Source organism: Roseinatronobacter alkalisoli (assembly GCF_028745735.1).
Taxonomy (GTDB): Bacteria; Pseudomonadota; Alphaproteobacteria; order Rhodobacterales; family Rhodobacteraceae; genus Roseinatronobacter; species Roseinatronobacter alkalisoli.
Window position 1 is genome coordinate 23993 of the sequence record NZ_JAQZSM010000028.1, and the last position, 18177, is coordinate 42169.

At 59.0% G+C, this 18177-nt stretch carries 15 protein-coding genes and 3 pseudogenes; 10 read left to right on the forward strand and 8 right to left on the reverse strand.

The features are described 5' to 3' along the window. Positions 1–178 precede the first annotated feature (178 nt). The 4 genes and pseudogenes from PUT78_RS19410 to PUT78_RS19425 all read left to right on the forward strand — a co-directional run bounded on the left by PUT78_RS19410 (position 179) and on the right by PUT78_RS19425 (position 2389). Positions 179–580: an invasion associated locus B family protein gene (locus PUT78_RS19410; protein ID WP_274353927.1), complete on the forward strand. Its 402-nt coding sequence runs from the start codon at positions 179–181 to the stop codon at positions 578–580. A 26-nt stretch (positions 581–606) separates the two neighbouring features. Beyond that, positions 607–1158: pseudogene (locus PUT78_RS19415) on the forward strand (carbohydrate ABC transporter permease); the annotation flags it as partial. 38 nt (positions 1159–1196) lie between these two features. After that, positions 1197–2027: pseudogene (locus PUT78_RS19420) on the forward strand (carbohydrate ABC transporter permease). Positions 2028–2092: 65 nt separating this feature from the next. Further along, entirely contained in the window at positions 2093–2389 is a 297-nt protein-coding gene (locus PUT78_RS19425; RefSeq protein WP_274353928.1) for a metallophosphoesterase family protein, read from the forward strand. Positions 2390–2749: 360 nt separating this feature from the next. On the opposite strand, the gene PUT78_RS19430 is transcribed toward PUT78_RS19425, so the two are convergent. Continuing rightward, positions 2750–3376 carry a CocE/NonD family hydrolase gene (locus tag PUT78_RS19430; RefSeq protein ID WP_274353929.1) on the reverse strand — a complete coding sequence of 209 codons (627 nt, stop codon included), beginning with the start codon at positions 3374–3376 and terminating at the stop codon, positions 2750–2752. A 65-nt stretch (positions 3377–3441) separates the two neighbouring features. On the opposite strand from PUT78_RS19430, the gene PUT78_RS19435 reads away from it, so the two are divergent. Then, positions 3442–4125 carry an IS6 family transposase gene (locus PUT78_RS19435; RefSeq protein WP_274353930.1) on the forward strand — a complete coding sequence of 228 codons (684 nt, stop codon included), beginning with the start codon at positions 3442–3444 and terminating at the stop codon, positions 4123–4125. A 61-nt stretch (positions 4126–4186) separates the two neighbouring features. Here the strand turns inward: PUT78_RS19435 and PUT78_RS19440 are convergent, their stop codons facing one another. From PUT78_RS19440 to PUT78_RS19465, 6 genes and pseudogenes are all read right to left on the reverse strand, one after another. After that, positions 4187–7597: an Ig-like domain-containing protein gene (locus PUT78_RS19440; protein ID WP_274353931.1), complete on the reverse strand. Its 3411-nt coding sequence runs from the start codon at positions 7595–7597 to the stop codon at positions 4187–4189. A 12-nt stretch (positions 7598–7609) separates the two neighbouring features. Continuing rightward, positions 7610–8935 carry a hypothetical protein gene (locus PUT78_RS19445; RefSeq protein ID WP_274353932.1) on the reverse strand — a complete coding sequence of 442 codons (1326 nt, stop codon included), beginning with the start codon at positions 8933–8935 and terminating at the stop codon, positions 7610–7612. 44 nt (positions 8936–8979) lie between these two features. After that, positions 8980–9117: pseudogene (locus tag PUT78_RS19450) on the reverse strand (IS256 family transposase); the annotation flags it as partial. 150 nt (positions 9118–9267) lie between these two features. After that, entirely contained in the window at positions 9268–10062 is a 795-nt protein-coding gene (locus PUT78_RS19455) for a tetratricopeptide repeat protein (RefSeq protein WP_274353933.1), read from the reverse strand. 152 nt (positions 10063–10214) lie between these two features. Beyond that, complete coding sequence (locus PUT78_RS19460; protein ID WP_274353934.1) at positions 10215–10568, reverse strand: hypothetical protein; 354 nt, start codon at positions 10566–10568, stop codon at positions 10215–10217. A 244-nt stretch (positions 10569–10812) separates the two neighbouring features. Further along, positions 10813–11721: a LysR family transcriptional regulator gene (locus tag PUT78_RS19465; RefSeq protein ID WP_274353935.1), complete on the reverse strand. Its 909-nt coding sequence runs from the start codon at positions 11719–11721 to the stop codon at positions 10813–10815. Positions 11722–11894: 173 nt separating this feature from the next. Here PUT78_RS19465 and PUT78_RS19470 point away from each other — a divergent pair, with 173 nt between their 5' ends. The 5 genes from PUT78_RS19470 (at position 11895) to PUT78_RS19490 (ending at position 16620) form a co-directional block, all read left to right on the forward strand. Further along, positions 11895–12896, forward strand: a complete 1002-nt coding sequence (locus tag PUT78_RS19470; RefSeq protein WP_274353936.1) for a hydroxyacid dehydrogenase — start codon at positions 11895–11897, stop codon at positions 12894–12896. Position 12897: 1 nt separating this feature from the next. Continuing rightward, a complete protein-coding gene (locus tag PUT78_RS19475) occupies positions 12898–13578 on the forward strand; it encodes an RraA family protein (RefSeq protein ID WP_274353937.1) in 681 nt (226 codons plus the stop codon). Between the two features lie 37 nt (positions 13579–13615). After that, the gene (locus tag PUT78_RS19480; RefSeq protein WP_274353938.1) at positions 13616–14578 is read left to right on the forward strand and encodes a Bug family tripartite tricarboxylate transporter substrate binding protein; all 963 of its coding nucleotides are present in this window, start codon (positions 13616–13618) and stop codon (positions 14576–14578) included. Between the two features lie 75 nt (positions 14579–14653). Then, entirely contained in the window at positions 14654–15127 is a 474-nt protein-coding gene (locus tag PUT78_RS19485) for a tripartite tricarboxylate transporter TctB family protein (protein ID WP_274353939.1), read from the forward strand. After that, a complete protein-coding gene (locus PUT78_RS19490; protein WP_274353940.1) occupies positions 15124–16620 on the forward strand; it encodes a tripartite tricarboxylate transporter permease in 1497 nt (498 codons plus the stop codon). The genes PUT78_RS19485 and PUT78_RS19490 overlap by 4 nt, the downstream gene beginning before the upstream one ends. A 216-nt stretch (positions 16621–16836) precedes the next feature. Here the strand turns inward: PUT78_RS19490 and PUT78_RS19495 are convergent. After that, positions 16837–18177: type IV secretory system conjugative DNA transfer family protein (locus PUT78_RS19495; protein WP_274353941.1), on the reverse strand; the 1341-nt coding region annotated here is incomplete at its 5' end.

Consider the following 18177-nt stretch of genomic DNA (forward strand, 5'->3'; position numbering starts at 1 on the left):
GTCTGTGACAGAAACCGGATAGCGCAAGCTGTCATACAAAAAAACGAGGGTGGTTTTGAGACACGCACGAAACTGGACATCTCTGATCGTTGCCTGTGTACTCGGTTTGGGTGCCGCTCACGCACAAACGGGCAGGAATGCAGAATCCGGCCTTTCTGAACAGTTCGAAGACTGGACAGTGCAATGCACTGAAGTAAGCGGCACGATCATCTGCACAATGCTTCAGGATGTGCGGGCTCAGGGGCAGGCCGAAAGGCTTATATCGGCACGGGTTGACCTGCTTGCCGACGATACACCACGCCTTACGCTGATCCTGCCGCTTGGTCTGGACCTTGACGCTGGACTTGAACTTTATCCCGGCACATCGCAAGAGATGATCGCTACCGTATCACCAAGCGTCTGTCAGCAGAGCGAATGCTATGCCTTTCTGTCGCTGATACCGGATTTCCTGCAGGTAGTCAGGGAACGTATCGCCCTGCGCATACGCATGACGCCATTTAACGCGCAGGCGACTGAAGTACCATTGTCCCTTCGCGGATTTTTCGATGCGTTGGAACGGTTGAACAACCTGAAGGAATGACCCCCCAAGTTTATCGCAGCATTGCTACGCCGACTATCCTGCCAATGATTGCTTCGACCAATATCTGGCTGTTCTTCTATACACCGGGCCTTGGGGTGCTGGACCAGATCGGCGCGCTATTCGGGTTCGCGTCGGTCAACTGGCTGGGGCGTCTGGAAACCGCGCTTTGGGCGGTGATTATCGTGACCATCTGGAAAGAAGCCGGGTTCTTCATGATCATCTATCTGGCAGCTCTGCAAACCATTCCGCCAGACCTGAAGGAAGCCGCCGATATCGAAGGCGCCAGCCCCTGGACCTATACCCGCCGGATTGTCCTGCCGCTGTTGATGCCTACAACCATCTTTGTGGCCGTCAATGCCCTGATCAATTCCGTCAAATTGATTGACCACCTGTTCATATTGACGAAGGGCGGGCCGTCGGATGCATCGAAACTGGTGCTGTATCACATCTGGGAACTGGCGTTTTCCTATTTTGACAGGCCGCAGGCCGCGGCGCTGACCGTGATGGTGCTTGCGGTTCTGGGGGTTACGGCCGCGTTCAAGTTCATCATTCTGGACCGCAGGACACATTACCAATGAGCGCGGTCCTCAAATTCGACTAGGCCCCGCTATATGTCATGTCCCCCAAGCGTCGCTTCCGGCCCCGCCTGACACTAGCCCTGGACACGTTCGGGGCATGGACGCTTGCCACCGTGTGGATTGCGCCGCTTCTGTTTGCAGTATGGGCGGCGTTCCATTCCACGTCGGATGCGGTAAATTTTAACCTTGTCGGCGCATTGACGCTCGACAATTTCCGCACGGCCTAGAACGGTGCCCCATGGTTGCGGTATTTCCTGAACACTTTTCTGCTGGTGACTGTGGTGCCGGCGGGGCGGTTGGTGGTGACCACGCTGGCAGGCTACGCGTTTGCACAGTTCCAGTTTCCGGGACGTGATGTGCTTTTCATCATTGTGCTGATGCAGCTTTTCATCCTGCCAGAGGTGCTGATCGTTGAGAATTACGCCATGGTGTCGAGGTTGGGAATGTTTGATACCGTTTTTGGGATCGGCACGTCCTATGGGGCCAGTGCTTTCGGTATTTTCCTGATGCGGCAGGCGTTCAAAAGTGTGCCCAAGGAACTGGACGAAGCCGCGCGCATTGAAGGGTGCAGCTGGTTCGGTGTCTTGTGGCGCGTCTATGTCCCGTCGGCCAAACCGACATATCTGGCATATGCGCTTGTCTCGGTGTCAACGCATTGGAACAACTTTCTATGGTCGCTTATCGTCACCAATTCCGAAACCACACGCCCGCTGACCGTCGAGTTGTCACTGTTTGGTGCGCCCGAGAGCGGCGTGAATATTTCGGTCATTTCGGAAGCAACCATCATGTCGATTGCTCCGTTGCTGATCGCGTTTTTGCTGTTCCAGCACCAGTTTGTACAGGCATTCTTGCGCGCGGGGATCAAGTAAGCCATGGCGCATTTTCTGCAACTTACCGATCTGCATGTAGTGGCGCCCGGCCACTGTGTTCGGGCGTGCTGGACACTGGTGGGATTTTGCGCGCGGCAGTAGACCGCATCCTTACGCAAATGCCCGCCATCGGTCCGCTGGACGGGGTGCTGATCACGGGTGACATCAGCGATGATGGGGGATTCGGATCACGTATTCTCGCAGGTGCAGCGAATGACCGGAGTCCGCCGATGCTGTTGAAAAACTCACCATCGCGCAGGATGGTCGTTTTGCCAGGAAACCATCCCTGGCAAGGGCGTTTATGGAAACGGCGTTTTCTGAGCAGCATCGTACGGGAACAAATTTCCGATTTTTCAGGATGATTCAGGCCCTGCAGAGTTTTTCAACAGAATACGCCCCTTGCAGAGGCGACGATAGGACCTACGTGATCGGCCCACAGCGGACACTCGTGGTATGATTGGAAGCTGCATTGCGGCATCACCGAACCGTCCATTCGTGAATCACGCAGCATTTGGAGCGGTTGAGGGGCAGTGCGGACCTTTCGGACATCCGCTGAACGTGCGCAATCCTAGTTCGCATCTGCGGTATCGTCGACGTGCATCGAGAGCCGACTTTATAGGCGCGGCACTGCATCCGCGGCATCGTGCGAAAACGGACAGTTGCCCTGCCGTCCACGAACGCAAGTTGCGTTATCTTCCGGAGATTTATGTCAAGCGAACGGCTTACTGATCCGTCGGTAGCAAGCTGAATTGCAAGCTAGAGGGATGGTCTGATCCAAAGTAAAGCATGTTCAGCGCTCGGCACTTCACCGCGCTGAGATCATGTCCGACCTCGTGGTTCGGATTGACATCGAAACGCGGAAAGTTCGAGGATGATATTTCAAGCCTGATCCGATGACCGATCTCGAACCGGTTTGCGATGGGGTACAGGCGCACGGTTATTTCGACAACTTCCCCGTCAGATAGGGCGCGCTGTTGCTCGAACCCGTCGCGATAGCAGGTGCGCAAAATTCCGTCTGATAGGTTCATGGCATAGCCATGAGGATAATCCGGCGTCGGGGGATACACATCCACCAGCTTTGCCGTAATGTCAGTGGTCGGGCGGTCTGAACTGATGAACAACCGGACAGAGACATCGCCAGCAATCGTTATGGCATGCTCAAGGGGCGGCGTCTCAAAGACCAGCACATCCGCGCGGCTTGCCAGCGGCATACCAGGGCTGGTGGCACCGAACAGCTCTTGCGTCTCGACCTGATCAAATGCGCCTCCGACCATCAGCGGCGCGCCTGAGGTGATCGGCCCGCCGATTGTGGGTACGGGGTTTGCTTCTGTCGCAAATATCATGGTCATGCGTGTAGCTTGTCAGGATGCAGCGCAGTAAAAAGTGACTTCGCAAGGATGATTGGACGGTGACGATGGTTGACTTCAAGGGCGCGCACTACCCGAAATCGGTGGTCTTGTTTGCGGTGTTTTTCTACCTGCGTTACCCTGTTTCCTATCGTGATCTTGAAGAGATAATGGAAGAGCGAGGTGTTGACGTTGACCACGCAACCTTGAACCGTTGGGTGGTCAAGTACTCCCTATCGATTGCGGCTAAAGCTCAGGCGAAAAAGCGTCCGACGGCCATCTCATGGCGGATGGATGAGACGTACATCAAGGTTAAGGGCAAGTGGATGTATCACTACCGCGCGGTGGATCGGGACGGCCAAACCCTTGATTTCATGCTGTCAGAGCGCCGTGACAAGTCGGCAGCGCGACGCTTCTTCCGGCGTGCGATTGGCACCAACGGTATCCCCGACCGCATTGTTATCGACAAAAGTGGCGCCAATCTGGCGGGGCTGGAGGCGGTAAATGTGATCCTGAAGGTCACTGGAACAGGGCAGACTATCAAAATCCTGCAGGTCAAATACCTGAATAATATCCTCGAGCAGGACCAGCGGTGCATTAAGCGCATCACGAGGCGAATGCTTGGCTTCAAAGCCTTTCATTCAGCGTCCGCAACCCTTGAGGGCATCGAGGCCGCGCACATGATCCGCAAAGGCCAATTCGACAACAATGGCATGACCGCATTCCAGCAGTTCGCCCAGCTCGCAGCATAATTATGTCCAGCGTAAGCCCCCTCTTAACCAATCTGAAAATTTGCGACAGAACCCGACGAGGTCATTGCGCGAACAAGTCGAACAGGCTTGCCGGTGGGTCGGCCTGGAGCCCGTGTTGCAGGCCGGTTTGCGGGGCGGGTTCGATCAGCAGGACCACCTCCTCCTGAAGGGTATTTCCGAAGATATCCGCTAATCCGGCGCCCAGGCGCACGCTGTATGGGGCGCCGGCCTGTGCATGTGCGTCGGGCAGCAGGCTTGCCAGATGTTGCCTCCGGCCCTGATGCAGCTTGAACGGAATTTTGACGCCCTCTGAATCGTGCAGTTGCACTGCCTCGCTCAGGGCTGCTGGATCGATCAGCGTGTCGAACTCCAGCGTAAGCGAACCGCCGGCGGCACCGGCCAGTAGGCGTGGCACCGGAGCACGGTTCAGGCGCAAGGGAAGATCGCGCGCTGCGTGGTGAAACCCGTCATCACTGACGATGCGCAGCGTCGGGGCTGGCCCGGCACGCAAATCTTCAGGCGCAATGGTTAGCGCCTGCTCGTTCTGGCGCAGTGCCAGCACATCCCAGGGCGGCCCGCCGGTGGGGCTGTAGCGGACAGTATGACGCAACTGTCCCGCGCCATCGGCTTCCCAGCTAAGCGTGACCGGCGCTTCGCCTAACTCCAGCGCCGGTGCGTCGTGCAGAACCTCAAGCCTGGGCGGCACGCCTGGTGCCGCGCGTTCGGCCAGCACGGTATCCCCTCGCCGGATCACAAGCCGTCGCGCCTGCGGGTCGGCCTCGAGCGCGACCGAGAAGAGCGGCCAGCGCGCTTCATCGTCATGGTGGTGATGTTGCACGACCTCCGCAGTGTGAGCGTGAGTATGGGCATGATCGTGGTCATGGTGATCGAGCTCTCCGCCGAACCGTGCCTGCGATACCACGCGTCCCTGCACGTCCAGAAGTTCCGCTGTAAGTGGTCCGCGCGACGTCACCTGCGGCGGTGGTCGCAAGGTAATCGCGTCGATCTCCAGCGCGCTGCCGTCGAGCGCGACCACCCCGAGCACTGTCAGATATTCGGGCCTTGGCGCGCGCGCGTCGGTCAGTATCGCTGGCTGGCCGGGAAGGTCAGCGAAACGAATCCCGGAAACCGGAAGATCGCGGCTGCCGAAACGTTCCCAGCGGGTCCCGAAGCTCTGCTGAAGTGCTTCGTACTCCCATTCGGATATCCACACCTGTCGGGCCGAGGTCAGATAGGGCCACATCACCGAAACAAGCGTGTCGTGGCTTTCCTCGTTGCCTTCCTGCGCCGATTTGTTCCACCCGTCGAGCCCCGAGGCATCGATACGAAACCCCTCGATCGTCTGATCGACATGTCCTGTCGCGCTGTTGATGCGCAGGCATTCCTGCACCAGGTCGATCTCGTCGGATTCAGCGGGATTGTGCCACATCCCATAGGTGTGAAGCACCTCGTGAACGAAGGCCATCACATACTCATCCCCGAAATAGCAGACATGATCTTCCGGGCTGAGAAGGGCCATGCGCCGGTCCAGGTCGCTGACCCGCGAGAGCGCGCTGAATGCCAGCCCCGGCCCGGCAAAGGACATGGGCGCAAACAGCATCACGACCTCATTGTCCGACCCCAGGGCATGGGGCAGTTCATTTCGCATGAGATGTTCAAGCTGGTTCAGGTAGTTGCCCGATGTGCCAAGTTGCTCGGGTCCGATCCGCAACCCCAGCCGCATACCGCGCGCTGCGCGCACCGGCATAATCGCCGTCGCAAGCTCTTCGGCATCTGCAATGACGCTGTTAATGACCTGCCGCATTTCGGTTGGTGGGCCGTCCTCCCATTCATTGACCTCGATCACGCCATAGCGAAACACGAGATCATCGGGCCAGACCGGCCAGTTCTCGACCTCGCGCACCTCCTCCACTAGCGTTTCGGGCAGGGGTTGCGGAAAGGGGTCGTATGGGCTGGCGACAAGCTCCAGTTCCGAGGTGAAGCCGTTCCATTCCGGCTCCCAGCCGAAGAAGTTGATCGTATTGCGGGCGTGTCGCCGGTCCTGGTCGCCAAAGCCGGACGAACGGTAGATGCGCAACTCGCCCTCGGCACCGGGCGGCGTGCCCCCCTGCCCCACCAGCCGCGGATGAAGCGGCGCCAGCGCGATGTCCATCGGGTAGCTTTCAGGTTGCCATGCCGGGTGAATGTCATCATGCGGCAGCCAGTCTACATAAACCCGCGTCAGCGTGGGCTTGTCCATCACCAGCGGCGCGTCCCGGACGGTCTGAAAGACCCGCATGTCAAAGGCGGGGTCGTCGGCGGGCGCCTGTTCGTCGAGGTTGATCATCGTCGAGAAGCGCCACCAGTAATCTTCCTCCAGCACCTCGCCGCTGTCGATGGCGCGCACCCCGTCTTCGCCGCCGGTGATGCGCGCCTCATAGATCGTGCCCGAGCGCAGGGGGAAATCGGGCACGAAGGCATAGTCCTGCGCGCCCGCCTGCATCCAGGCGCCATCAACCGTCAACCGCTCGCCCGACGCATCGCGCGTGGAAAGCGAAAAGCCTTCGGTCAGCGAGACAGGTTCGACCGGATCACTGAAAGTGACCTCAACGGCTGGCTCCCGATAGTTGACGTTCTCCCGATCATGCGCCGGTGTCGAGGCAAATACCTCGAGCGGCTCGTAAAGGCAGCTGTCCGGGTCGGTTTCCCAGGCGGCGGCCTCGCAGATCCAGCCAGAGATGCGCGCCCGCCGGCCTGTCGGTTCGCGGTCGTCGCTGTGATACTCGACCACATTCGCGGCGAAACTCAGCCGGTAGGCATTGCCCCGTTCGTCAAGACGCACATGGCCGCCCTCGACCTGCGTGTAGTAATAGGCATCCTCCAGTTCCGTGAAGCTCGGGCTGCGCATGCCCTGAGGTGTTGCAAAGCCGATGATCTGCTCGGCATCGAACATATGGTTCGCAACTGCGCCCACCCCAGTGCCGCCGGTTGAACTGCCTGTGCCCGCGCCTGCGAATTGATGCCACGTGACGCCTGGCCCGTCGTTCGGCACCATGACGAAAACCTGCAAGGGCCAGTCGCGGGCATCCGAGTCGAGAAGCGCGAGAAACTGACGCCCGCTTGAGCGCAGTGCAACATGGTCGAAAACATTGAGTATACCTGCGCCCTGCAGGGTCTCGTTCCAGGCGCCGGTGGCCTGCATCTCCCAGACCACCGGCGCATGTGCCTCGATGGGCGATGCGCCGAGGATCGCTTCGGTCACTGCTTCGGGCAAGGTGCCGGTCCAGTCGGTGCGGGCGATTTCCTCCATCGAGCGGAAAAGCCCCTCGGGCGTCGACAGGTCGATGTCGAATTCCGGCACAGGCAGGTCTGGCAGAGCCTCAATCTGCTGGCGTGGTATCTCGATCGTCTCTTGCGAGAGTGCAGGCGCCGTCGCGGCCATGGCCCCGATACATGCCGCGAAAAGGATAGCTTGCAGGCTGCGCGGCGGCATCGGCCCCTCCCTTCAGAAACTGATAGGGTCTTCTTCCACGAGTGCGGTGTCGAACCTGCCCTCGGCGGTCATGCAATCCGAAAGGTCGGGGCCGTCCATGAGCCGTGCGCCCTCCATCCGGCACAATGTGGCGCTGAAGCTGCCCGTCGCATGGCCGCCACCGGGTTCGAGGTCAAGCCGCTCGAAAGTCACGCTCGCCTCCGAGCCGCCGTCACTGGAGACATAGAAGAGCTGCGGAATGAAGCTGCCCGAGGCCTCGACGAAATAGTTTACCTCGGCTGGAATCGGTGTCCCTATCGGAACATCCATACTGGTCAGGTATACATCGATCGCCAGAACCTGTTCGGTCAGGATATTGGGGCTAGCCGGATCGTGGCCGCTGATGGTCAGGTTGATATGCTCCTGTCCACCCATCGGTTGGCCGGTGATTTGCCCCATCATCTCCGCCATGGGGTTATTCTCGCCCCCGAACATCTCGTCCAGCGCTTCAAGCTGGGCGCGCTCCTCTGGCGACAGCTGATCAGCAATGGCGCCAAAGGAGTCGGCAAAGGTTGGGATCGAGATTTCGGTGCGTTGCCAGTTGGCGCTGGCGCCCTGCCCGCCTTGGATCTCGCCTGCGATGGTCAGCCATTCGTGCGGTTCGCCATCGAGAGTTGCTGTCACGCGACCCAAGACATTCATCGTCACCGGGCTGTCATCGGCAGCCGCGACGTCAGCCGTGGCGCCAGCCTCGGGCGGGGTCTCGACAGGGACCGCAGGGGCGAAGGGTGCAAGCGCGGTATCAAACTGGAAGCTTGCCTCGAAACACTCGGCAGAGACGACATCCGTTTCCTCGCTGTTGATGTCATGGGGGCAGAGCGTTCCAGCAACCATCCCGGCAACCGAGGCCGCCCCTTCCGTGAAATCCAACCTTTCGAGTTCCAGTATCACGTCATCCGTGCTCTGGAACACCAAATCCGGCTCTTCCTCGCCAGCTGACCAGTCGCGCACATAATTCATAATGATTTCGTCTGCTGGGCTGCTGGCATCAAGCGGCGCAGGGGCACTAAACTCCAGTCGAAGGACAGCCATGCCCTGCAGCGGGTGAACCCCGACCGGTGCCTGAAGCGGCAATGCCTCAATGCTGATCAGACCGCCATCGCCGCCAAAACCCGTACGGTAGCTGGCCATGGATCGGATAAAGCCCATGATGGGGCCGTGGAAGATCTCGAGTTCGGCAACCTCGCCGTCAAGCTCGGCGATCAGGTTTCCCATGTGCTGCTTGTCCTGCGCCTGCGCGGCCTCTGCTGGACAAACGATTACGGTCAGAAGCCACGCTAACATACGATTTGTCATCATATTCACTTTCTTGAGATACGCTCAAAAGTTGGTGAAGGCCGTCATCAGACGACAGCTTGAGGTTGCTTGATCCCGTCTCTGAACTCGACATCCTGAATGACCTCGGGCAGACGGTTTGGCCCAGAGATCTTCCGCCACTTCTTCTGTGCTGACATCACCAGCCGGAAGACCATGACGAATGCGATCTTGCTTCTGAACATCCTGTAGTTCCTTCGTTTCGTGAATCTTGCACGAAAGTCTAATCGCACAAGACTGACGTTTCTCCCTTCAAACAGAGGGGCCGGCGCGATTTCTGGTGCATATGGGCAAGTTATCAGAACGGCATGTGCCCGTCAGTCATCGGCAAGCCAGTTTTCGGCCTCTGCGACCTTTTCTACCATGGCACGCTCCTCATCGCTCAGTTGCGACAGGATGCGCAGAAGCGCAGTGGTCTGCTCGCGTCCGGTACGTTCCTCATACTCGACATAGGCGCGCAGCGCCGCGACCGGGTCACGTTCGACCCCGATGCCGTTCAGATAAGCCTCGGACAATCCCTGCACACCAGTAGGCTGGTTTTGCTCTGCCGACATGCGGAACCAGTGCACGGCGCGGGCCGGGTCATGCACGGGGCCGCGCGCAGGGTCCTGATACAGCCGCGCCAGATCGGTCATGGCGCGCACGACATCGGCCTCGGCCGCTTCGCGCAGCAGCGCATATGCGCGGTCGTAATCGGACTCAGTGCCGCGCCCATCAATATACAGCTTGCCCAGCGTCTGCTTGGCATGGATGAACCCCTGCGCAGCCGCTTCCGTATACAGACGATAAGCGGTTTCTGCATCGCGCTCGACCCCGCTGCCCATTTCATAAGCCCATCCCAACCGCCACTGCGCCCGCACATGCCCGGCCTCGGCCAGGGGACGGAACAGTTCCACCCCGCGCTCGGTATCGCGCTCGGGCCCGCCGCGCTGCGCCTGCATGCCCAGATAATACATCTCGCCCAGCTCATACATGGCATCTGCATCGCCGCGCGCGGCGTCGGCTTTCAGCTGTTCATACCGCTCAGACTGGTCCTGCGCGGCGGCGCTTATGCTCATGCCAAGCACAAGGGCGAGTGTCCCAAGGCTGGTTCGAAATACAGGATCGATCATCGGTCATGGCCCTCTGCAAATAACGTCATTGCAAAGGATACTGACATCCGCGCGGCACTTCCCCCTTCAAACAGAGGGGGCGTGCATGGAGGCGGGTGCTTACTTTGCCGTGACCTCCATTAATCGGTGCGCTGGGAAGTCCAGTAACACGCCTACGGTACACCTGCCTGAAAAGCGATGATCTGCATTGCATCGGCTTGCCACAGGCCATGCTCGACCAGCCAATGCAACGTTTGCGCACTGTCATCCTGCTTAGCCAGCGCTTGTCCCAGTTCAGTTGCGGCCCCACTGACCTGAGTTGGCACAAGACTGGCGCAGGGCTGGCCGAGAGTGTCCATACCCAATGGCTCGGGCGAGGCGCAGGCCGAGGGGCCGCAATCCATAGCGGAAACTGACGCGATTTCGTGACGGGGCGCTGCGACGATATCGGCGCGCATATCTGCGCAGTACTGCCGCTCAAGCGCGTCAGGGCGACTGGCCGCTTTCGCAAGATGCTGCGGATGCATTGCTGCAAGGTCACAGTCGGTTGTCCGCCCGTTGCGAAGGTAAAGACAGCATCTACATATACGTCGTCGGCCCTTTGCGGACTGGCGCCCGGTTGATCTGGGTTAGCCGATGCGGTTGCTCAGACACATCGCAGCGAAGGCACGCAACTAGCCGATTTGCGAACCGCAAAGCTGGATGCCACATATGCGTGACGATCGGCAAATCAAGGCAAACAAAATCGATGATAGCTTGCGGCGTCACCTTTTAAAGATAACCTTCGCTTGTCGCGTCGCGCACAACCCCATGTTCGCCGCATATCTCGGCCAGGATCCCATGGAAATGGTTGATAACCGCAGCCCGGCCGGAATTAATCCGCTCGATCAGGCCGATCTGGCGATAAACCTGCGGCTGGCCAAAGGGACGGTAGATAAGGTTTTCAGCTTCTGGTTCGCGCAGCGCTATGTCCGGAACAATGGAAATGCCCATCCCTTCTGCCACGCAATTGATGATGGATGCGATCGAATCCATTTCCGCGATATCCTGCGTTGCGATCTGCAATCGGGCCAGTTCGGTGTCGATGAGCCCTGCCAACGGCACCGGGCTTTGAAAGCGGACAAAGGGCAGAGTTTTGAGCATTGCGACAGGATCATCAGACGCCAGGTCCTTTGGGGCTACTACCCAAAGGGGTTCGCGCAGGAAGGGACTCCAGCGGATCAGTTGCGGGATACTCATATTTTCCGCGACAACAGCTGCATCCAGTCGCCCGGCGGCAACTTCAGCGATCAAGCTGGAGGAATTGCCCACACGAAGATTAATCTTGAGTTGTGGATATTTCGTGCGCATTTTCATGATCGCGCGCGGCAGGACCCCCAACGCACTGGTGCGCACCGACCCAAGAAAAAGCGTGCCATTCACCTGATTGCCTGACAGATCTGTGCGTGTTTCCGTGACCATACGCAGAATATTCGTTGCCATTTCGACCACTTGCAGGCCCTGTGGTGTCAGCGACGGGGGGCGGCAGCTGCGTTCGAACAGCCTTACGTTTAGTTCCTTCTCCAAGGCTTGGATTTGCTGGCTGACCGCCGACGGGGTGATATGGACAACCTCCGCCGCTTTGGCGAAACCGCCATGCTGGACGATGGCCAATAGGGTGCGAAGCTGTCTCGTATCCATATTAATCCAATTTTTCTAAACTTAATATGTCAAAATTGGCGTTTTTGTAAAGCAATATTATTCGATATGACAGGTGGCAGGAGAATGCCAACCCCTTGGGAGAAGGGGCCGACCCAATCAATTATGAGACTCAGAAACAGCAGGGCAACAAGCTCTCTGCGCCAAGGAACATTATGTCGAAATCCATCCTCGTTACTGGACCGAACCTGCACCCCGACGCTGTCAGGTTGGCAACCGCATCGGGATATGCGCTTCACTACGCCCCGCCCTATGCCAGCCCCGACCAACTGGTGGCAGCGCTCGCCGAGAGCGGCGCTGCAGCGATCATCGCGCGGATGGGCCGGATTGATGCAGCCGTGATGGATGCCGCGCCCGGCCTGCGGGTTATTTCCAAGCATGGTGCCGGCGTGGACAATATCGATCTGGACGCCGCCGCCGCTCGCGGTATTCCGGTTCTGGCCGCGACTGGTGCGAATGCCATTTCCGTGGCCGAACACGCGATTGCGCTTATACTTGGGGTTGTTAAGCGACTGGGTCCTCTCGATGCGGGTTTGCGGGCCGGTCGTTGGGAAAAACCGGAGTATTCAGGGCGGGAACTGGCCGGGTTGCGGCTGGGCCTGCTGGGGATGGGGGCAATCGCACAGGCCACAGCGCGAATGGCATGCGGGCTTGGCCTGAAGCTGCACGCCTTTGACCCTTTTGCACCCGATGACGCATTTGCACGCATCGATATTGACCGCTGCAAGACCTTGGCCGAACTGTTGCGCAACTCGGATATCCTGAGTCTGCATTGCCCCTTGAACGACGCTACGCGCGCGGTTGTAAATGCCGCGAACATCGCCCAGATGCCCGCGCGATCCTACGTTATCAATACCGCACGCGGCGGGCTGATCGACGAAGATGCGTTGTTGGAAGCAATCCGGTCAGGTCATCTTGCGGGGGCGGGATTGGATACATTTGCGGTGGAACCCCCGCCCGCGAACCATCCTTTCCTGTCCGATCCCCGCGTTCTGGTCACGCCGCATATCGGTGGTGTCACCGATGAGGCCAATGCCCGCGTCGGCACAGAAGCCGTGAGCGGGATCATCGACATGCTTGAAGGGCGCGAAATTCCCGCGCATCGCATCATGAACCGGCACTTGCTGGCCCAACTGGCTCCGGCGACAGGAGAATAACATGTCCATCGGTTTTCGTATCCTCAACCGTGAACGCGCGGTTTCCACTGATCTGATCGCCCGCTTCGCGGCACTACCCGTAGCAAATGTCAGCGATGCTATGCACCGCATGACAGGGGCAGGGCCGCGCCTGATGCGGATGCATCGCAGCGGCGCAATGGCCGGGCCGGCCATCACGGTCAAGGCGCGACCGGGTGACAACCTAATGCTGCACAAGGCCATCGACATGGCTGGGCCCGGCGATGTGATCGTCGTCGACGGGGGGGGCGATCTGACCAATTCGCTGATGGGCGAATTGATGTTGGCCCACGCAATCAACCGCGGCGTCGCAGGTTTTGTCATTCATGGCGCGATCCGCGATGCAGATGCTATTGCTGAAGCGAACCTGCCGCTTTGGGCTGCGGGCGTTACACATCGCGGTCCCTACAAGGACGGCCCCGGCGAAATCAACGTACCCATTGCATTGGATGGCATGGTCATCGAGCCCGGTGATCTGGTCATCGGCGATGGGGACGGGGTTCTGGCCGTGCCCTTTGAGGTTGCTTCTGAAGTTCTGGAAAAAACGGAGGCCAAGCAGATGGCCGAGGCCAAACTCATGGCGCAAATCACCGCGCGAACAAACGACCGCAGCTGGATAGACGAGACATTGCGCCGCCTTGGCTGCGCGCTTCCCGCTGCCTGAGCAAGACCCTATCGATTACTTAAGGAGGAGAGAAACCATGAAAACCAAACTTTTCGCGCTGGCAGGCGCTGCATTCATTGCCTTGGGGGGAAGTGCTTTTGCACAATCCTATCCCAGCGGAAACATTGACTATATTGTGCCCTATCCGCCAGGCGGTGGCACCGATGTGCTTGCGCGGCAGCTGAATGACCAGATTGCGCGCAGTACCGGCTGGAATTTTGTCATTCTGAACCAGCCCGGCGCTGGCGGGACAATCGGGATGGACCAGTTGTCCCGTGCGGATGGTGACGGGCAGACTATCGGGATGGGGCAGACATCGAATCTGGCCGTCAATCCGGCATTGAACCCCGAGGTGCAATACGATCCGCTGGCGGACTTTACCCCCATCGCCCTGGTCAACACCCAGCCCATGGGGATTATCACCCATAATGACAGCCCGTTTGCGGATTTTGCGGCGGTGCTGGAGGCTGTGCGCGCAGAACCCGGATCCGTCCTTTATGGCACGCCCGGCACCGGAACCGTGTCCCACATGTCGATTGAACGCCTGATGGCGCAGGACGATCTGGTGTTTGAACATGTGCCCTATACGGGTATTGCGCAGGCAATTTCTGATGTGATGGGCGGCGTGGTTGATATCTATGTCGGGTCGCTGCCCAGCGTCATGCAGCATGTGGAGGCTGGAAATGTGCGTCTGCTGGCCGTAACTTCGGCCCAACCTCACCCGCTGGTGCCGGATGTTCCGACTGTCGCCTCGCTTGGGTTTGACGGGTATCTGGCCGAAGACTGGAAGGCAGTCGTGGGTCCGGCCGGTATGCCCGAAGATGCAGTCGCGGCATTGAATCAGGCAGTGAATGACGCCCTTGCAGAACCCGAATTGCGTGCAGCGCTTGAGGCACAGGGTAGTGTTGTCCTTGGCGGCACCGCAGAGGAGTTCCGCGCCTTTCTGGCTGACGAAGTCGCCGCCTGGGCCAACGTTGTTGATGCCGCAGGCTTGCGCTAGAGCGTAAGTGGCAGAATGCGGGCTGTGGCTGACATGCCACGGCCCGCATGTCGTTTCCAATCGGGAGGGGGAGAGATGATCCAGAACGCGCGCGCTGACATAGTTGCAGGACTGCTGATTTGCGCAGTTGGCAGTATCATCGTCATCTATGCCTATGGAAATTATCCGATGGGAACCTTGCGCCGCATGGGTCCGGGCATGTTCCCTGCCGGATTGGGCGCGGTCCTGTCGCTGCTTGGGATGGTGCTTGCGCTCAATAGCTGGCGCAGCTTGCAAGCGAATGCCAGCCATGACTGGCCCCCGGTCCAGTTTGAATTGCGCACAGTCGGCCTGACCGTGGCTGGCGTGGTCGCTTTTGCAGTGTTGTTGCGTCCAATGGGTTTGATCCCTGCGGTAATCGCGGTGGTAAGTATTTCCGCGCTGTCAGATGCACGAAACAAGCCGCTTGGTATCGCGGTGCTGGCGCTTATTCTGGTCGTGCTTGCCACGGTCATATTCAAGTTTGGCCTTGGCCTGTCCTTCTCCCTGATTGCATGGAACTGGTCATGACCTTTTTTGACAACATCTTGCTGGGCCTGGAAACCGCGCTGTCGTTGAACAACCTGATGTGGTGTTTCGTCGGCGTGTTCATGGGCACGCTTCTGGGTGTCATCCCCGGCATTGGCGTTCTGGCTGCAATCTCGATGCTGTTTCCGCTTACCTTCCAGCTTGAACCGACAGCGGCACTTATCATGCTGGCGGGCATTTGGTATGGCACCACCTATGGCGGCAGCACGGCGTCAATCCTTCTAAACGTGCCGGGCACCCCATCAAGCGCCATCACCGCGCTGGATGGATACCCAATGGCACAGCAAGGCCGTGCAGGTGTTGCGTTGCTGATGACGACCTTTGCGTCCTTCTTTGGCGGTTCTGTCGGGATCATCCTGCTGATGGGGTTTTCCGGCACAATCAGCCAGATGGCGTTGCAGTTTTCCTCCACCGAGTATTTCGCGCTTATGCTGCTGGGCCTGATTGCGGCATCAGGCATGTCCAACGGGGCGATGATCAAAGGGTTGATCATGGTGTGTCTGGGGGTTCTGTTCGGTCTGGTGGGGTCTGATATATATTCCGGTGCGCGGCGCTTTACATTCGGGCTTGTTGAACTTGCAGATGGTATTGCACTGGTTGCCCTTGCGCTTGGGCTGTTCGGAATATCCGAGGTGATCGCAAGTGTCGGCAAGATCAGCGCGAAAGGGGTGGACCCGGACGCGGTGCGCTTCAAGGCGATGAAGCCTACGCGGGATGACATGCGCCGTTCATGGTTTCCAATGCTGCGCGGCTCTGCCGTTGGATCGTTTTTCGGAACCTTGCCCGGGACGGGGCCTTCGATTGCCGCGTTTATGTCCTACGCCCTGGAACGGAGGGTCGCCAAGGAACCCGAACGGTTCGGGAAGGGTGCAATTGAAGGGATCATGGGGCCGGAATCAGCCAACAATGCGGCTGACCAGACTGCCTTCATTCCGACGCTTGCCCTTGGTATACCCGGATCCGCCACAATGGCCCTGATGCTGGGGGCCCTGATGATCCACGGCATCGCACCGGGGCCGCAGCTGATGTCAGAGCAACCGGCGTTGTTCTGGGGCTTGGTCATGAGTTTCTGGATTGGAAACCTGCTTCTTCTGGTTCTGAATATCCCGCTGATCGGACTTTGGGTCCGCCTGCTGACCGTTCCCTATCAATGGCTGTTTCCTGCTGTCCTGATGTTCGTCTGCATCGGCACCTACAGCGTCAATAACAGCGGCTTCGATGTGCTTCTGGTCGCATTCTTCGGCATTTTGGGCTATGTGTTGCGCTACCTATCCTTTCCTGCTGCGCCCATGATACTGGGCTTCGTTCTTGGCCCCTTGATGGAGGAGCATTTCCGTCGTGCCATGCTGCTTGGTCGGGGCGATCCGATGACATTCCTTCAGCGCCCAATTAGTGCGAGCGTTTTGTTCATTACACTCTGTCTGCTGATCTGGGGCGTTTATTCTGCAATGCGCAAACGTAGCGCAGGGTCTTAGCAAAGCCAAAAACCGACACCTTCGCTTCCTGACTTTGCAAGCTTCGCCCCTTGCATACTGCTGCCTATCCAGGCCGACATGACAACTGGCAGCTTTAGCAAAATGCTGCAGATGCCATGCTGCAGCTTCACCGTCGGCTTGCCGCGCTCAGCGTTGGGTGCGGTGCCTACTTCCAAGGCAAAGGCAGACCAACAGGCATTGGCCGAGCACTGCGTCTCAAGCGGCTGCACTGCCTGCACCACCCTCCAGAATATCCGCGATGCGTTCAACAGCATTGCAATTCTCGGGTGTTGGCGCGATGAGGTTTGCCTTTGCCAGGATGTTGCTACTGCGACCGCGTCGCACCTTGAGAAGCCGTGTGGTGGTCTTCGCGCGATCAAAGATCGGCTGTGGTGCCTTGGAGGGATCGAAGGCGGAGAGGTCGATGACCTGGGCCGCCATCAATAGCCTGCTCACACGGCGTGGCCTTGGGCTGAGCGCTGTGACGGGCGGGGGTGTGGAGACACTGCCCGCTCCAACCCTCTGCACGGCGATGATACCTTCGGTCTGCCGCTGGACGATGGCCACCACCCGGTCATCGATCTCAGACGCATCCTGCGCATTCAGCTTGCCCCCCAGCGGCAAGGGATAATCCCCTGTCTGCCCCTCGAAGAAATGGCGCAGCTTCGTGTCCTCATAGTATTTGATCCTCTTGGCGCGCGCCGGGTGCTGACCGTCGATCACGAGGATGATGTCATCAAGATCGAGCCGCGCGGCCTCATCCTCGGTCAGCAGCGGGCGTTCCTCGGTCCGCTCGCTGACATTGGTGTCGAACATGCCCCGCCCCATGGAGCGGGATTTCGACACCACACGCTTGGTGGTCATGCCCGCGGATTCACTGACCTCGGTGACCGTGCGCTTCTCGGATGGGGTCATGTAAAGCTTGACCCCGGCACCTCCTTGAAGAGAGAGGCGGGTGTTCTCGCCATAGATTTCGTCGAGGGCTGGGATGGTCTGGGTGATGATTGCCAGATGGCCCCCATAGGAACGCAGGGTCTTGATGCTCTCGGCGACGATCGGCATTTTGCCAAGGCGATCAAATTCATCGAGCAGGATCATCACGGGCCAGGGTTCTTCCTCACCCGGCTCATGGTCCTGCAGACAAGCGATCATATCCGAAAAGAAGAGCCTGATCAGCGGGGCCAGCGGTTTGATATTGTCCGGTGAAACGACCAGATAAACTGTCTGCGGATTGCGCCGGAAGCTTGCGAAGTCGAAATCCGACACAGATGTCGCACGGTCGATGGTCGGGTTGTCCCAGGCGCTGAGCCCCGACGTCATCAGAAGCGAGAGATAGGAAGTCAGTGTGCGGTCATTGGTCGAGGCCAGCCGCTCGAAGATCAGCTTTGCAGGTGCGCTGCGCACTTCCTCTGCATAGCCCGCATATTGCTTGGACTTGTCACCGCCTGAGGAGGCGAGGCGGTAGATTTCGCCAATGGTGGGCTCACCACGTTCCATGGCGAGGATCCCGCAGGCCACGAACAGATCGATGCCGCCCTCTAGGAGGCCCTTGGCATT

What these genes read in the sequence shown, in the direction of transcription:
- PUT78_RS19430 (WP_274353929.1), bottom strand. Translation starts at nt 3,376, where the DNA reads ATGACCATGATATTTGCGACAGAAGCAAACCCCGTACCCACAATCGGC.
- PUT78_RS19435 (WP_274353930.1), top strand. Translation starts at nt 3,442, where the DNA reads ATGGTTGACTTCAAGGGCGCGCACTACCCGAAATCGGTGGTCTTGTTT.
- PUT78_RS19440 (WP_274353931.1), bottom strand. Translation starts at nt 7,597, where the DNA reads ATGCCGCCGCGCAGCCTGCAAGCTATCCTTTTCGCGGCATGTATCGGG.
- PUT78_RS19445 (WP_274353932.1), bottom strand. Translation starts at nt 8,935, where the DNA reads ATGATGACAAATCGTATGTTAGCGTGGCTTCTGACCGTAATCGTTTGT.
- PUT78_RS19455 (WP_274353933.1), bottom strand. Translation starts at nt 10,062, where the DNA reads ATGATCGATCCTGTATTTCGAACCAGCCTTGGGACACTCGCCCTTGTG.
- PUT78_RS19460 (WP_274353934.1), bottom strand. Translation starts at nt 10,568, where the DNA reads ATGCATCCGCAGCATCTTGCGAAAGCGGCCAGTCGCCCTGACGCGCTT.
- PUT78_RS19465 (WP_274353935.1), bottom strand. Translation starts at nt 11,721, where the DNA reads ATGGATACGAGACAGCTTCGCACCCTATTGGCCATCGTCCAGCATGGC.
- PUT78_RS19470 (WP_274353936.1), top strand. Translation starts at nt 11,895, where the DNA reads ATGTCGAAATCCATCCTCGTTACTGGACCGAACCTGCACCCCGACGCT.
- PUT78_RS19475 (WP_274353937.1), top strand. Translation starts at nt 12,898, where the DNA reads ATGTCCATCGGTTTTCGTATCCTCAACCGTGAACGCGCGGTTTCCACT.
- PUT78_RS19480 (WP_274353938.1), top strand. Translation starts at nt 13,616, where the DNA reads ATGAAAACCAAACTTTTCGCGCTGGCAGGCGCTGCATTCATTGCCTTG.
- PUT78_RS19485 (WP_274353939.1), top strand. Translation starts at nt 14,654, where the DNA reads ATGATCCAGAACGCGCGCGCTGACATAGTTGCAGGACTGCTGATTTGC.
- PUT78_RS19490 (WP_274353940.1), top strand. Translation starts at nt 15,124, where the DNA reads ATGACCTTTTTTGACAACATCTTGCTGGGCCTGGAAACCGCGCTGTCG.